Raw genomic sequence first — 15832 nt, forward strand, 5'->3', positions numbered from 1 at the left:
GACCTCACAGGGAGCGCCACAGGCTCGGCGCTGTGGGCACGTTGGACCACACGGCCTCCCCGCCGGAGTGCCCCAGCAGCACCGTGAACACGCAGGCGGCGATCCCGCTGGCCAGCGCGAGCAGGCCGAGGGTGGTGGTCGCGGTGCGCAGGCCGGACTGTGAGCGGCGGCTGGGTCGGCGCAGCAGCAGCCACAGGATGTACCAGATGGCCGTCAGGCTGCCGAAGACGATGGTCACTGCCAGCGCAGGGTCCGCCCAGCGCATGTGCTCGTGCGGGACGCCGACCAGTCCCGCCAGCTCGGTTCCGGAGCGGTGCGCCAGCACGAAGGCCCCGATCCCCAGCAGCGCGAGCACTGCGGCGAGGGCGCCGATCTGGTCACGCAGGCGCGGAATGAAGACCGCGAGTCCCAGCAGGATGGTGGCCAGCGGCACGAGCACCACCGCGAGGTGCACGATCAGCGGGTGCAGGGGCAGGTCCATGAGGCTCAGCTCTCTGTTCGTTCAAGGGTCAGGGCGTCGCGGCCGAAGGAGGCCACCAGCAGGGTCAGCGCGATCGCCAGGATCACTCCGGACATCCACGCCGGGACCACCGGCAGCAGCGCCAGGAAGAGGGCCACGGCCTGGGTTGCGGCCACACTGCGGCGGAAGAGGCTGTAGTTGAGCTCGCCGCGCAGGGCGGGGCGCACCCAGCTGGCCGCCACGAACAGGTAGCGCATGAGCCCGATCGCCACCGCCCACCAGCCCACGGTCGCCGCTGCGATGATTGAGACGATGAGCAGCGCCGCGGCGTCGGCCTCCATGTCGAGGCGAGCCCCAGCAGTGCTGGAGCTGCGCGTGTACCGGGCCACCGCGCCGTCGACGGCATCCAGCACCAGCGCGAGCCCGATCACCACGGCGAGGGTCCAGGTCCTGGGCGGCAGCGCCTCGGCATGGATGAGCACGGCCGTCGCCGCGAGCACCCCGGTCAGCGCGACGCGAAAGAGAGTGACCCGGTCAGCCGTGGTCACTCGCCGAGGTCGGCGGCGCAGCACCGAGACCGCCGCGATCGCGGGGGCCAGCAGCCCGGCGGCGAGCAGGGCAAGAGCCACCGGCGCACTCGGGGCCACCGTCACGGCGAGCACGACGGCGACCACGCCGGGAATCAGCAGCAGCACGACGACGTCGCGCCACACCTGGCCCGTGGAGGCGGCGGGACGGCGGACAGACTCAGTCATGGGAGTCAATCTAACCGTGCTCCGGTGGATCGCGCGGATCTGCCGCCGCCATGAGTCTTCACCGTTGTCACTCGGGCGGAGCCGCGTCCAGCGCCTGCGCCTTGATGCGGTCCACGGCGAGCCGAAGCGCCCCGCGCCGCACGGCGTCCGCCCCGAGTGTCGAGACGTTGATCTCCAGCCATGGCGCATAGAGGTAGTGGGTGAGCTTCTCCCGCGCCGCTTCCACCACGCCGGTCAGGGCGGGGGCGATGGCTCCGGAGACCAGGATGCGATCCAGGTCCAGCAGTCCCGCGATGACCACGCAGATCCGGGCAAGCCGGTCCGCGATCTGATCGACGATCTCCAGGGCGAGGGCATCACCGCCGCGGGCTGCCGCGAAGACGTGCTCCGAGGTGACCTCCTCCGCGGTGAGCGCCCCCAGCGGGCCCTGCGGCGCCTGGTCCGTCCGCAGCGCTTCTCGGGCAAGGTGTCGAGCCCACCAACCGAGCCCATGAGAGGAGCCGACCCCGGTGACGTGTTCGAGCATTCCGAGCTCGCCCGCTCCGCCGCGCGGCTGGTGCAGCAGATCTCCGCCCAGCACCAGGCCAGCACCCAGGCGCTCACCGGAGAGGATCACGGCGAAGGATTCGGTGTTGGAGGACTGCTGAAGATCCAGCTCGGCCAGGGCCGCGAGATCCGCATCATTCGCCACGGCGCTGTCCCAGCCGCGGTCGGTGCCCAGCGAGATCAGATCCGGGTTCATCTGACTCCAGAACGGGTTGAGGCCCTCGGGGGAGGCGCCGGCGTCGTCCACGGGTGCGGGAACAGCGATGACCATGCAGGCGACCTGTGCGGGATCCAGGCCGGCCTGTTCCAGCGCGGTGTCCACCGTCTGCAGGATCTGAGCTCTGCGCAGCGGCGCCGTCTCCGCAGGGGAGTCCGCCGGCTCCGGGTCGAGGGTCAGCTGCGCGGTGCCGAGCTCGGTTCCGCGCAGGTCTGCCACGGAGGCGGTGATCCGATGCTGCCCCGCATCGACCCCCACCACATGGCTGGCGCCGGCTCTGAAGGCATACCTCAGCGCCGGACGCCCCTTCGAGTACTGGCCCGCCTGGCGGGAGTTCTCCGAGACCTCAAGCCATCCCTGGTCGGTGAGCTCCCGGCACAGCGCCAGCACGGTCGCGCGGGTCAGTCCCGTGGCGTGCATCAGCTCCGTGGCGGTGCTCGGGTCTCGCCCCCACATGCAGCTGAGCACTCGGGCGGAGTTCAACTGTCGAATGAGCTGGGATGAGCCTGCGGTGGGGCGCGTCTGACTCAAGGGTGACCTGCTTCCGGTCGGGAGGCTCGTGGTGAAAAAGTTCTTCGACATTATTGCATCGCTTATATTAAGCCTCTATATTTAGTCGGGAAATCAAGTAATTGTGTTCCACATCACAGAAGGGGGCGCGTGGTGGCCCACTCGACACCGACACCCTCCCGCAGGGCCTTTCTGGGCGGCGTGATCGGCACCGCGCTGGCAGCGGGGCTCACGAGCTGCGCCGGCGGAGGAGGCACCCGAGAGGTCTCCTTCCACCAGTCGAAGCCGGAGGCGATTCCCTATTTCGGCGACCTGCTGGCGGACTTCAACCAGCAGGCCCCGTCCATCCGTGCCGTGCACGACACCTCCTCGGGACTCTCTGCGGGATTCGCGCGCGGCAACCCGCCAGACCTGGGCTGCCTGAACTACAACTACGAGATCGTGCGCTTCCAGGAGCGCGGGGCCTTCTCGGACCTTGCGAATATCGCGGGAGAGGCCCGCATCGATCCGAGCATCCAGAACCTGATCGATCAGTACCCGACCTACCCGGGACGCACCAGCGTCATTCCGTACTCGATGATGGCGGCCGCGGTGCTCTATAACCAGGAGATCTTCGCCGAGCACGATCTGGAGGTCCCCACCACCTACTCCGAGCTTCTGGAGGTCTGCGGAACCCTCGAAGAGGCCGGCGTGACCCCCATCTACTCCACCTTCGCCGACCCCTGGACGGTGTCGCAGGGGCTGGTCGACTACAGCGTGGGAGGCACCGTCGAGGTCGCGGAGTTCTTTGAAGAGCTGCGCGCGCTCGGCCCCGATGCCGGCCCCGACGCTGAAGTCTCCTTCTCCCGCACGCTGCGGGAGCCGCTGGAGCAGATGCTCGAGATCGCCGCCTACTCCCAGCCCGGCGCGGCCAGCAGAGGCTACGGGGACGGCAACGTCGCCTTCGCCCGGGGGGAGGCCGCGATGTATCTCCAAGGCCCCTGGGCGCTGGGCGAGATCACCACGATCAACCCCGACGCGCAGATCGGGATCTTCCCGCTGCCGATGACCGAGAACCCTGAGGACCTGAAGGTGCGGGTGAACCTCGACCTCGCCCTCTGGGTGCCGGAAGCCTCGAATGCGCAGGAGCCCGCGCGGGAGCTGCTGCGGTACCTGATCCAGCCCGAGATCGCCGATGCCTACAACAGGGACAACCTGGCGTTCGGAGTCCGTGAGGATGCGCCGGCGGTCGAGGATCCTCGGCTTCAGGACCTGCAGAGCTACGTGGACCGGGCCGCCTTCTACCAGGGAGTCTCCCAGGCCATTCCACGCACCATCCCATTCGAGAACTACGCCCAGGGCATCGTCACCGGTCAGAGTCTGGAAGCAACATTGCGGACTCTCGACGAGGACTGGGCCCGTCTGGCTCGACGCTGAGAGACCGAGGCATATCCATGACTGCTGCTCCCACCACCCCTCGCAGAACCGCGGCGCCAGCCCCGGCGGACTCGCGGACCCAGACTGCAGGTCGACGTCGACCCCGCCCGGATCGCGTCTACCTCTGGTTCCTGCTGCCCACGCTGGTGCTCTTCACGCTGAGCATCACCACCCCCGCCGCCATGGGGATCTTCTACAGCTTCACCGACTCGGTGGGTTTCGGCGAGTTCGAATTCGTCGGGCTGAACAACTATCTGGTGATGTTCAGCGATCCGGCGATTCTCTCCGCCTATGGGTTCACCATCGGGGTGGCCCTGGCCACCGTGGTCCTGGTCAACGTGGTGGCGCTTGCGCTGGCCATCGGACTCACCGCCAAGATCCGGGCGAAGACCGCGCTGCGCACGATCTTCGTGATGCCGATGGTGGTCTCCGGGATCATCATCGCCTTCGTGTTCCAGTTCATCTTCGCCAACACGGTCCCGGCGGCAGCACAGGCGCTGCAGCTCGGGGTCCTGGAGGAGTCCATCCTGGCGAATCCGGATCTCGCCTGGATCTCCATCGTGCTGGTCACCGCATGGCAGGCCGTCCCGCAGGCGATGCTGATCTACATCGCCGGGCTGATGACGGTGCCGCAGGACGTCTATGAGGCCTCCGCGATCGACGGCGCCTCCGCGTGGAAGCAGCTGCGCAGCATCACGCTGCCGCTGATCTCAGGGTTCGTGCTGATCAACGTGATCATCGGGTTCAAGGACTTCCTGGGCACCTACGAGATCATCGTCGGCCTGACCGACGGCGGCCCGGGAACCTCCACCCGCTCGGTGGCCATGGCGATCTTCTCCGGCTTCGACAACGGGGACTACGCCTACCAGATGGCGAACTCCACGATCTTCTTCCTGATCACGCTGACCATCGCACTGATCCAGCTGCGTCTGACCCGAGGAAACGCGAGAATCTGATGACTCTGCCCACGACCACCATTCCCGGCGGCGCTGCAAGCACCACACCGCGTCGCTCCACCGCGAGCCCTGGGGCCTCCACGCTGCCGACCTCGCGTCGCTCCGATCGCTCCCGATGGGGCACCACGCTGCTGCTGATCCTGTGCGCCGTCACAGTGATCCTGCCCTTCTACGTGACCGTCTCCATGGCGTTCAAGTCGGGCGAACAGGCAGTGGAGGGTGAGGCCTTCGCCTGGCCGGCCCCGTTCAGCCTCGAAGGTTTCGCCACGGCATGGGAGCTGACCGACTTCCCGCGCGCGTTCACCATCTCGATCCTGATCACGCTGGCGACGGTGATCGGCACGATCCTGCTCAGCGCGATGGCCTCCTATGCGATCTCGCGGAACTGGGAGAAGCGGGCCTACCGGTGGGCGTTCTACTACCTGCTGGCGGCGATGTTCCTACCGTTCCCGGTGCTGGCACTCTCCCAGGTCAAGCTCACTGGGATGGTCGAGCTGGCCAACCCTGTGGGGGTGGCCCTGCTGCACATCATGTTCCAGATCTCCTTCAGCACGCTGCTCTTCACCGCATTCCTGCGCTCGCTGCCGGCTGAGCTGGAAGAGTCCGCGCGGATGGACGGAGCGTCCACCGCAGGAGCCTTCTGGCGGATCGTCTTCCCGCTGATGGCACCGATGAGCGCCACTGTTGGGATCTTCGCGTTCCTGAAATCATGGAACGACTTCATGATGCCCTCGCTGATCATCGCGGACCCCACGCTGCAGACGCTGCCGGTGATCCAGGAGATCTTCCAGACCCAGTTCAGCAACAACTACCACGTCTCCTTCGCCTCCTACCTGATGGCGATGGCTCCGGCGATCATCGCCTACGTGATCTCCCAGCGCTGGGTGCTCTCCGGGCTCACCCAGGGCGCGGTCAAATGACCAGCCCGAGCCGGCCTGCCGGTCCCGAGACCGCGGGGGAAGACCTTCCAGATCACCCTCCAGAACACCCCCGAGAGCCCCACACAGCACTCCCTGCAGATCCTCAACCGAAACATCGAACAGAACACCGAAAGGATGACCGTCCCTTGTCATTCACCTCCACCGCCCAAGCACCTGCACACTCCGCCGCACTGGGCACCGACCCCCAGTGGTGGCGCCAGGCCGCGGTCTATCAGATCTATCCCCGCTCCTTCGCCGACGCCGATGCCAACGGTATCGGTGACCTGCGCGGGATCACCTCACGCGTGCAGTACCTGCAGGACCTGGGGATCGACGCCGTGTGGCTCAGCCCGTTCTACCCCTCGGCGCTCGCCGACGGCGGCTACGACGTCGACGACTACCGCGACGTCGACCCCAAGATCGGCACGCTGGAGGACTTCGACGCCATGATCGAGGCTCTGCACCGTGCGGGGATCCGACTGATCGTCGACATCGTGCCCAACCACACCTCCGACCGGCACGAATGGTTCCTCGAGGCGCTCGCCTCGCCCAAGGGCTCCGCTGCACGGGATCGCTACATCTTCCGCGATGGCACCGGACCCGGGGGAGACCAGCCGCCATCGGACTGGACCTCGATCTTCGGCGGCCCCGCCTGGACCAGGATCACCGAGCCCGACGGCAGCCCGGGACAGTGGTTCCTGCACAGCTTCGCCAAGGAACAGCCGGATCTGAACTGGCACAACCGCGAGGTGCACGAGGACTTCCTGCACACGCTGCGCTTCTGGTCCGACCGCGGAGTGGACGGGTTCCGGGTCGACGTCGCCCATGGACTCTCCAAGGACCTGCCGGCGAATCTGCCGAGTCAGGCCGAGCTGGACGCCACACCGAAGGACGGGTCCCACCCGATCTGGGACCGGGATGAGGTCCATGAGATCTACCGGGAATGGCGCGGTGTCTTCAACGAATACGATCCGCCCAAGATCGGTGTGGCCGAAGCATGGGTGGACTCCTCGCGGCGCCCGAAGTACGCCTCCGCAGAGGGGCTGGGTCAGGCGTTCAACTTCGACCTGCTCGAGGCCAGCTTCGACGCCGAACAGTTCCGCGAGACGGTGACCTTCAACCTCGAGCTTGCGGCACAGTCCGGGTCCTCGAGCACCTGGGTGCTCTCCAACCATGACGTGGTCCGCCATGCCACCCGCTACGGGCTCCCTCCCAAGGCCGACGGTGAGGACAAGGCCGGGACGCACTGGCTGCTCAGCGGCGGCAGCTCCCCGGAGCTGCAGGCCGAGGAGGGGCTGCGCCGGGCGCGGGCAGCGACCCTCTTCGAGCTCGCGCTGCCCGGCAGCGCCTACCTGTACCAGGGCGAGGAGCTGGGCCTGCATGAGGTCGCCGAGATCTCCGACTCCGACCGTCAGGACCCGACCTTCTTCCGCAGCCCCGGATTCAGCGTGGGCCGCGACGGCTGCCGGGTCCCGCTGCCCTGGTCCAGCACCGGCGCGGCGTTCGGCTTCGGCGACGGCGCGGCACACCTGCCGCAGCCCGAGTGGTTCGCGGACTTCAGCGTGGAGGCCCAGGACGGTGCGGCAGATTCCACGCTGAGCCTCTACCGGCGCGCGCTGCAGCTGCGCCGTGAGCTGCAGGGTGCCGACACGCTGGAATGGGTCGAGCTGCCCGGCGCGGGCAGCGACGTGCTGGCCTTCAGCCGTCCCGGCGGGTGGGTCTGCGTGACGAACTTCGGTAAGTCGGCGGTGGCGCTGCCCGCCGGTGAGGTGCTCGTCAGCTCACAGCCGCTGAGCACAGGGGAGCTTCCTGCCGAGACCACGGTCTGGCTGCGTCAGCACTGACCCGGTGGGGTGGGGGCGGGGCGCTCTCTCTGCGCCCCGCCCTCGCCGCCTCCTCACCCCGTCCGTCGCATGTCTGTGCCATGTCCCATCGCTGTTTCCGTCCATAGCGATGGGACATGGCACAGGGGTGCGACACACATACCGAACGCCCGCCGCGCGCGACACACGTGCCCATGGCACGCATGGCACGCATGGCACGCATGGCACGCATGGCACGCACGGCACGCGTGGCGGCGGCGCGCCCGAGTGCCGGTAGCGTGGTCTCCCATGAAGACCACAGCTGCCGCCGCCCCGAAGCTGCGCCCCGCGATGACGTTCAGCGCCCTGGCCCTCGCCCTGACCCTGACGGCCTGCGGGGCCGAGAACGCCGACGACGACGCGGCCGGCGCGGGAGAGACCGCTGGGACCGCCGGGGCGTCGGCCGAGGGCACGGCCACCGACGATTCGGCGGATTCGGAGGCTCCGGAGGAGAACGCGGAAGAATCCGAGGCGGCCCCGGAAGAATCTGAGCCAGCAGACGAGGAGCCTGAAGCCGAGCCGGCGGAGCTTCCCGGCGGCGGACAGACGCTGTTCCCGGATCGGCGCTTCGCCGCCGCCTACGGCTCGCCAGGGATCCCCGGGCTGGGGGTCCTCGGGGAGACCGAGGCGGAAGACACCGCCGAGCGGGTCAAGTTCTACGCCGAGCAGTACCAGAAGCACTCGGAGGAGCCGGTGCAGCCGGCCTTCGAGATCATCACCTCCGTGGCGACCGGCGAACCCGGTGCCGACGGCGACTACTCCAACGCCCTGGACCCCGAGGTCATCGAACCCTGGGTGGAGCTCGCCGCAGACGAGGACATCTACGTGGTGCTGGACCTCCAGCCCGGACTCTCCACCTTCCTGGACCAGGCCAAGCTGTATGAGGACCTGTTGGCGCAGCCGCACGTCGGACTCGCGCTGGACTCGGAATGGCGGCTGCGCGAAGGCCAGCGGCACATGCAGCAGATCGGCTCCGTCACCGCCGAGGAGATCAACGAGGTCTCTGACTGGCTGGCGCAGCTGACCGCGGAGGAGGAGCTGCCGCAGAAGATGCTGATGCTGCACCAGTTCAAGCACACGATGATCCAGAACCGCGAGGCGGTGGACACCTCCCATGACGAGCTGGCGATCGTGCTGCACGCGGACGGGCACGGCACCCCGGATCTGAAGCTGGGCACCTACGACACCTTGCAGGAGGGGCTCAGCGAGGACATCTGGCTCGGGTGGAAGAACTTCTATGACGAGGATTCCCCGACCTTCACCTCGGAGCAGACCTATGAGGTCGACCCGAAACCGTGGTTCGTCTCCTATCAGTGACCCGCATAAACTAACCGAGATTGTTCATACCCTTCTGACCCGGGAGCAGCATGTCCACGCCCGAAACACCGCACCCCCTGGACGAGTCCGCCATCGAGCGCAGCGTCGAGGCGGCCATTGCGGCCTTCGCCGCGGCGGGGGATCTCGAAGAGCTCAAGGCCGCGCGCCTCGCCCACACCGGTGACAAGGCCCCGATCGTGCTGGCCAACCGCCAGATCGGGACCCTGGACAAGACGGAGAAGGCCGCCGCAGGCAAGCTGCTCGGCGGCGCTCGCGGGAAGATCCAGAAGGCACTGGCCGCCCGCACCGAGGTGCTCGAGGTGGAGCACGCCGAGCGGATCCTCGTGGAGGAGACCGTCGATGTCACCGCAGCGGGCCGGCGTCGTCCGCTCGGTGCCCGGCACCCGCTCTCCGTGCTGCAGGAACGGGTCTCCGACGTCTTCATCGCGATGGGCTGGGAGATCGCCGAGGGGCCGGAGATCGAGTCGGAATGGTTCAACTTCGACGCGCTGAACATCGCCCCGGACCACCCGTCACGGGAGATGCAGGACACGTTCTTCGTGGAGCCTCCCGAGGCGCACCTGGTGCTGCGCACCCATACCTCCCCGGTGCAGATCCGCTCGCTGCTCAGCCGCGAGCTGCCGGTCTATGTGCTCTGCCCGGGCAAGACCTTCCGCACCGATGAGCTCGACGCGACCCACACCCCGGTGTTCCACCAGTTCGAGGGCATCGCGGTGGACAAGGGCCTGACCATGGCCGACCTGAAGGGGACCCTGGAGCACTTCGCGCGGCGGATGCTCGGCGAGGACGCCGCCATCCGGCTGCGCCCGGCGTACTTTCCGTTCACCGAACCCTCCGCCGAACTCGACGTCTGGCACCCGGAGGCCAAGGGCGGCCCGCGCTGGATCGAGTGGGGCGGCTGCGGGATGATCAACCCCGCCGTGCTGCGAGCGGCCGGCGTGGATCCCGAGGAGTACACCGGCTTCGCCTTCGGCATGGGCATCGAGCGGACGCTGATGTTCCGCAACGGCGTCCCGGACATGCGCGACATGATCGAGGGCGACATCCGCTTCAGCCAGCACTTCGGAATGGAGGTCTGAGACATGCGCATTCCGCTTTCTTGGATTCGTGAGTACACCCAGTTCCCCGCCGAGGGCACCGCAGAAGATCTGATGGCCGAGCTGGTCAAGGTCGGACTCGAGGAAGAGGACGTCCACCGTCCCACCGACTTCCTCAGCGGCCCGATCGTCGTCGGCGAGGTGCTGGAGAAGATCCTCGAGCCGCAGTCCAACGGCAAGACCATCAACTGGTGCCAGGTCCGCGTGGTGCCCGAGGGCTCCGCCCAGACCCTGACCCAGGAGGGCATCGACCCCTCCGGCGTGCAGGGCATCGTCTGCGGCGCGCACAACTTCGAGGTCGGGGACAAGGTCGTGGTCACCCTTCCCGGCGCCGTGCTGCCCGGTGACTTCCGCATCGCCGCGCGCAAGACCTACGGGCACGTCTCCGCCGGGATGATCGCCTCGGTGCGCGAGCTCGGCATCGGCGAGGACCATGACGGCATCCTGGTGCTCTCCACGCTGGGCCTCGACCCCGCGGTCGGCGCCGACGCCATGGAGCTGCTGGGTCTCTACGACTCCGCCGCCGAGATCAACGTGACCCCGGACCGCGGCTATGCGTTCTCGCTGCGCGGCGTGGCTCGCGAATACTCCCACGCCACCGGCACGCCGTTCATCGATCCTGCCGAGCAGATCACCACCGACGACGACGCCGCCCGGCCCGGTCTCGAGGTCAGCCTCAGCGATCAGGCCCCGATCTACGGGGTGGACGGCTGCACCCGGTTCGTCACCCGCAAGGTCACCGGCATCGACCCGGAGGCGCCCACCCCGCCGTGGATGGCTTCACGGCTCCGGCTGGCCGGGATGCGTTCGATCAGCATCGCGGTGGACGTGTCCAACTACGTGATGCTCGAACTGGGTCAGCCCAACCACTGCTACGACGCGGCCAAGCTCGACGGCGGCATCCAGGTCCGCCGTGCCGCGGCAGGGGAGAAGCTCATCACCCTGGATGAGAAGGAACGCAGCCTGCACGCCGAGGATCTGGTGATCGCCGATGCGCGCGGTGCCATCGGGATCGCCGGAGTCATGGGCGGTGCGCGCACCGAGGTGGACGACACCACCTCCGCGGTGATCGTGGAGGCGGCGTACTTCGATCCGATCAGCGTCAGCCGCAGCAAGCGCCGGCACAAGCTCCCCTCCGAGGCCTCCAAGCGCTTCGAGCGCGGCGTGGACCCGCAGCTTGCCCCGCTCGCGGCACAGCGGGTCGTGGACCTGCTGGTCCAGCTCGCGGGCGGCACCGACGCGGCTGAGCTCACCGACGCCGGCACTCCGGTCCTGCCCGAGCCGATTGCGCTGGACCCCGCTCTGCCGGAGAAGCTCACCGGCGTGGCGTACACGCAGGAGCAGATCCAGGCGACGCTGACCGCCATCGGAGCCGAGGTGACCCAGTCCGGGGACCAGCTGCTGGTCACCCCGCCCAGCTGGCGCCCCGACCTGAGCATCCCTGCCTCCCTGGTGGAAGAGATCGCGCGGCTCATCGGCTATGACCAGATCCCCTCGCGGCTTCCCGTGCCTCCAGCAGGCAGGGGACTGACCGTCTCACAGCAGCGCCGTCGCAGCGTCTACGCCGGGCTGGCCGCCGCCGGGTTCACCGAGGTGCTCAGCTACCCGTTCTACTCCGAGGCGGCGAACACGCTGTTCGGCCGCGCGGAGGACACCGGCGAGCCGATGCCGATGCTCCGACTGGCCAACCCCATCGCGAGCCAGCATCCCGCGCTGCGGACCACGGTGCTGCCGGGGCTGCTGGAGGCCGTGCGCCGCAACGTCTCACGCGGCTTCACCGATCTCGCGCTCTTCGAGGCTGGACTGGTCTTCCTGCCCAAGGGGCAGCTGGGATCCGCGACGATTCCCGCGCTCGGCGCCTACCCCGGCGAGGACGTGCTGGCGGACCTGGATGCAGGCATCCCGGAGCAGCCGCTGCACATCGCCGCGGTGGTCTCCGGCGCAGAACCGGCCGAGCTGCCAGGTGTGGCGGGCCGGCGTCGAGACTGGGCGGACGCCGTCGACGCCGCAGAGAAGGTTGCGGACCTGCTGCGGGTCCAGCTCGAGGTCACCCAGGGACGCCACCAGGCCTTCCACCCCGGACGGACCGCTGAACTGCGGCTGAACGGCGTCAGGGTCGGCTACGCGGGTGAGCTGCACCCGAAGGTGATCGAGGATCAGGACCTCCCTGCCCGCACCTCGGTGATGGAGCTGGATCTCTCCGCCCTGATCGCCGCCGCACCCGAGCAGGTCAGCGCGGCATCGATCTCGACCTTCCCGCCCACCACCCAGGATGTCTCGCTGATCGTGGCGCAGACGCTGCCCGCGACGACCCTCGAATCCACGCTGGCCGAGGGCGCCGGGTCGCTGCTGGAGGACATCGAGCTCTTCGACGTCTACTCCGGGGAACACATCGGGGAGGGCAAGAAGTCACTCGCCTATGGTCTGCGCTTCCGCGCCAAGGACCGGACGCTCACCGCAGAGGAGGCATCCGAGGCTCGGGCCTCAGCCGTGGCGCTGGCCGTTCAGCGTCACGGGGCCGTGCAGCGCTGACGCTGCGCAGGCGCATCCCTCCGCGTCATGCCCGCGCGTCATCGATCCACCCACCGCGGTGCATCACCCGGCTCACATTCCAGGCGGAGTCCAGCAGCACCAGATCCGCACGCCCGCCCGGGAGCAGTCTGCCGGCGTCGTCGATCCCGATCATCTCGGCAGGGTTGGAGGTTGCAGCCATCAGCGCGAGCGCGGGGTCAATGCTCGAACGAAGAATGCTCTCGCGCACGGCAGCCGAGAGGGTGAGGGTAGAGCCAGCAATAGCGCCGAGGGTTCCGTCGGGCGTGACTCGTCGCGCTACGCTGTCGCGGACCTCAACATCGACCGTTCCGAGCCTGTAACGGCCGTCCGGGGCGGCGGCTCCGGGCATGGCGTCTGACACCAAGACGGGGCGCTGGGGGCCACCGTTGCGCGTCGCGTAGTCCCAGACGAAGCGGACCATCTCGGCGTCCAGGTGAACGCCGTCGCTGATCAGCTCCAGGAAAGCAGTGGGATCCTCCAGCAGGGCCAGCGCCGGGCCGGGATCTCGATGATGAAGACCCTTCATTCCGTTGAACAGATGGGTGGCAGCAGTAGCTCCCGCGGCGATCGCTTCTCGCGTCTGATCGCAGCTGGCGCCGGTGTGACCGACTCCCAGCGTGAACCCGGCGGCGCGCATCCGTGCGATCGCCTCTCCTGCCCCGTCGCGCTCGGGTGCGAGTGTCACGTACCGGATCAGGTCTCTTGCTGGGTGTCCGAGCAGAGTGGAAACGGCGTCGGGGGTCGGGGCGCTCAGCATGTCGGTCTCATGCGCCCCGCGGTGCTCCTGACTCAGCCACGGCCCTTCCAGGTGAACCCCCGCGAGTTCGCCGGAGTCCACCAGGGGGCGCAGCTCTTCGGCCTGTTCCAGGAGCACGGACACCGGAGCGCTGACCAGGGAGGCCAGCATGGTGGTCGTACCTCTTCGGCGATGAGCGGCCAGCGCCCGCTCCCCGGAAGCCGCGCCATCCGTGAAGGCGGCAGCCCCGCCACCATGAGCATGCACATCGACGAAACCAGGGGCCACCACCGCATCCGTGACGTGTTCGTCAGGACCCCGCGGAGGTCTGCCGTGCCCAGCCTCGACGATCCTCTCGTCCACGAGGCGAAGCCAATAGGGCCCCAGCGTCCCTTCGGGGGTCAGGGCAGCGTCAGCGAAGAGCACGTGATCCATCGGGCCTCCCGGGGCAGTGGTTCTTGAAGGTGTGACTCCTCACATCATCACAGCACACACAAAGTTAGTCCAGTGGTCTTGATTCTTGGAGTGGGCTGTGTCTCAATAGTGGCGTGACCAAATACCACGATGTGCGCAATCAGCTCCTGGATCGCCTGGACCAGATGTCTGCAGGAGACCCGTTCCCCCCTGAGCGAGATCTCGCTCAAGAGCTCGGTGTGTCCCGGATGACGCTTCGGCGCGCGATCGATGAGCTTGTGGCTCGTGGCGCCGTGCGTCGCCGCCACGGAGCCGGAGTTTTCGCGCTGGGCCCCAAGTTGGACCAGCCGCTGCTTGCCAGCTCATTTTCTGAGGACATGCGAGCACGGGGGCTGCGTCCAGGTGCTCGGACTCTCGCATTCGAGGTGCTGCCTGCTGGAGCTCGTTTCGGTCGTCGGCTGAACATCGAACCGTCGGACGAGATCACCCGGGTGACGCGCCTCAGGCTCGCCGATGACGAGCCCATCGCCGTGGAGGAGCTCAACGTTCCTCGACACCTGATGCCAGATCTCCTGGCAGCAGACCTGGAGGATCGTTCCTTCTACGACCTGCTCCGCGAGCGACTGGGCATCAGCGTGCGGCGCAGCGTCCAGACCATCGAGCCCACCGTTCTCGACAGTGACGAGGCGAAAGACCTGCACGTGCCGCTGCATTCCCCCGCGTTGATGTTTGAACGCACCTCATGGGGCCCCGAAGGCCAGCCCATCGAGTTTGTGCGTTCCCTCTATCGCGGGGACCGCTACAAGATCCGGACTGAACTGAGCGTGCCGGCGATGAACGTGGAGGAGACCTCATGATCGTCGCAGGACTGATGACCGGAACATCCGCTGACGCCCTCGACGTCGCTCTGGTGGAGTTTCATCTCGACGGCCCGGCCGATCAGCCCGCCCTGAAGATGGACCTTCGTGCGTTTCAAGAAGTGCCCTTCGCCTCGGACCTCGCTCTGGACATCCTGCGCCTGTTGGAGCCCGATCCGGTGCCACTCTCGCTCGTGAGCAGCGTGGACCGCAGGCTCGGCCAGCTCTGCGCCGATGCAGTTGCCGCGGCATGTGGACAGACGGGTCTCGAGTGTGACCTGGTCGTGTCGCACGGGCAGACCGTCCGGCACGACGTGCACGAGGGCACCGTCGAGTCGACCCTGCAGCTGGGGCAGCCGGCGTGGATCGCGGAGAGACTGGGGGTGCCAGTCCTCTCGGACCTCCGGGCTCGCGATGTGGCCGCGGGAGGCCAGGGCGCACCGCTCGCAGGGATGTTGGACCACCTTCTGCTGGTCGGTGGAGACGAGCCACGGGCGATGCTCAACCTGGGCGGCATCGCCAACGTCACCGTCGTCTCACCTCGCACCGACACCGTCGCCTTCGACACCGGCCCGGCCAACGCCCTGATCGACGTGATGGCGCGCAGAATCACCGGTGACCCCCGAGCCTTCGATCGGGACGGCGCGATGGCAGCCCGGGGGCAGGTCGACGAGGCGCTGCTGGCAGATCTCCTGGCGGATCCCTACTACGCCCGACCGGCTCCCAAGTCCACCGGCAAGGAGCTGTTCCACGGCCCCTACCTGGACGTCCACCTCACGCGTCATCCAGGGCTGGACCCCTATGACGTGATCGCCACGCTGACCCGACTCACCGCGCGCACGGTCGCGCAGGCATGCCTCCCCCTGGGGGTGAGTGGGATCGCCGTCTCGGGAGGCGGAACGCGGAACCCGACCCTGATGGCGGAGCTGCGCGCGGAACTCGGCGCAGGGGTTCCAGTCAGCACGACCGATGAGGCCTTCGGCCTGCCCTCTGAGGCCAAGGAGGGATGCCTCATGGCGCTGCTGGGCTGGCTCAGCTGGCACGGCCTGCCGGCAACGGTTCCACGTGTCACCGGAGCAACCCACGGGACGCTCGCAGGCCGGTTCACCCCAGGGGCGGAGCCGCTCCGGCTGCCCGAACCGCTGAGCACAGGACCAGCACGGCTGAATGTCGTCAGCTGAGGCCACACCACTGG

The 15832-nt window shown here is 68.0% G+C and carries 13 protein-coding genes; 9 read left to right on the forward strand and 4 right to left on the reverse strand.

Annotated features, from left to right (window positions below; genetic code table 11):
- Positions 1-4: 4 nt before the first annotated feature.
- The 3 genes from H4W26_RS13385 to H4W26_RS13395 all read right to left on the reverse strand — a co-directional run bounded on the left by H4W26_RS13385 (position 5) and on the right by H4W26_RS13395 (position 2509).
- Positions 5-481 carry a DUF2231 domain-containing protein gene (locus tag H4W26_RS13385; protein ID WP_192592687.1) on the reverse strand — a complete coding sequence of 159 codons (477 nt, stop codon included), beginning with the start codon at positions 479-481 and terminating at the stop codon, positions 5-7.
- Positions 482-486: 5 nt separating this feature from the next.
- Positions 487-1215, reverse strand: coding sequence for a CDP-alcohol phosphatidyltransferase family protein (locus tag H4W26_RS13390; RefSeq protein ID WP_192592688.1), 729 nt, complete (start codon positions 1213-1215; stop codon positions 487-489).
- Between the two features lie 67 nt (positions 1216-1282).
- Positions 1283-2509: an ROK family protein gene (locus tag H4W26_RS13395; RefSeq protein ID WP_225940036.1), complete on the reverse strand. Its 1227-nt coding sequence runs from the start codon at positions 2507-2509 to the stop codon at positions 1283-1285.
- 132 nt (positions 2510-2641) lie between these two features.
- Between H4W26_RS13395 and H4W26_RS13400 the strand changes: the two genes are divergently transcribed.
- The 7 genes from H4W26_RS13400 (at position 2642) to pheT (ending at position 12609) form a co-directional block, all read left to right on the forward strand.
- Entirely contained in the window at positions 2642-3904 is a 1263-nt protein-coding gene (locus tag H4W26_RS13400; protein ID WP_192592690.1) for an ABC transporter substrate-binding protein, read from the forward strand.
- A gap of 17 nt (positions 3905-3921) precedes the next feature.
- Positions 3922-4860: a carbohydrate ABC transporter permease gene (locus tag H4W26_RS13405; protein ID WP_192592691.1), complete on the forward strand. Its 939-nt coding sequence runs from the start codon at positions 3922-3924 to the stop codon at positions 4858-4860.
- Positions 4860-5780, forward strand: coding sequence for a carbohydrate ABC transporter permease (locus tag H4W26_RS13410; protein WP_192592692.1), 921 nt, complete (start codon positions 4860-4862; stop codon positions 5778-5780). The genes H4W26_RS13405 and H4W26_RS13410 overlap by 1 nt, the downstream gene beginning before the upstream one ends.
- A gap of 146 nt (positions 5781-5926) precedes the next feature.
- Entirely contained in the window at positions 5927-7624 is a 1698-nt protein-coding gene (locus H4W26_RS13415) for a glycoside hydrolase family 13 protein (protein WP_225940037.1), read from the forward strand.
- Between the two features lie 267 nt (positions 7625-7891).
- The gene (locus H4W26_RS13420; RefSeq protein ID WP_192592694.1) at positions 7892-8959 is read left to right on the forward strand and encodes a hypothetical protein; all 1068 of its coding nucleotides are present in this window, start codon (positions 7892-7894) and stop codon (positions 8957-8959) included.
- Between the two features lie 50 nt (positions 8960-9009).
- Positions 9010-10059 carry a phenylalanine--tRNA ligase subunit alpha gene (gene pheS / locus H4W26_RS13425; RefSeq protein ID WP_192592695.1) on the forward strand — a complete coding sequence of 350 codons (1050 nt, stop codon included), beginning with the start codon at positions 9010-9012 and terminating at the stop codon, positions 10057-10059.
- Between the two features lie 3 nt (positions 10060-10062).
- Positions 10063-12609, forward strand: a complete 2547-nt coding sequence (gene pheT / locus H4W26_RS13430) for a phenylalanine--tRNA ligase subunit beta (protein ID WP_192592696.1) — start codon at positions 10063-10065, stop codon at positions 12607-12609.
- 25 nt (positions 12610-12634) lie between these two features.
- Here pheT and H4W26_RS13435 read toward each other — a convergent pair whose 3' ends face one another.
- Entirely contained in the window at positions 12635-13801 is a 1167-nt protein-coding gene (locus tag H4W26_RS13435) for an N-acetylglucosamine-6-phosphate deacetylase (protein WP_192592697.1), read from the reverse strand.
- A 113-nt stretch (positions 13802-13914) separates the two neighbouring features.
- On the opposite strand from H4W26_RS13435, the gene H4W26_RS13440 reads away from it, so the two are divergent.
- Positions 13915-14637, forward strand: coding sequence for a GntR family transcriptional regulator (locus H4W26_RS13440; RefSeq protein ID WP_192592698.1), 723 nt, complete (start codon positions 13915-13917; stop codon positions 14635-14637).
- Positions 14634-15818: an anhydro-N-acetylmuramic acid kinase gene (locus H4W26_RS13445; RefSeq protein ID WP_192592699.1), complete on the forward strand. Its 1185-nt coding sequence runs from the start codon at positions 14634-14636 to the stop codon at positions 15816-15818. The genes H4W26_RS13440 and H4W26_RS13445 overlap by 4 nt, the downstream gene beginning before the upstream one ends.
- Positions 15819-15832 lie beyond the last annotated feature (14 nt).

The organism is Nesterenkonia halotolerans (genome assembly GCF_014874065.1).
In the GTDB taxonomy this organism is placed as follows: Bacteria; Actinomycetota; Actinomycetes; order Actinomycetales; family Micrococcaceae; genus Nesterenkonia; species Nesterenkonia halotolerans.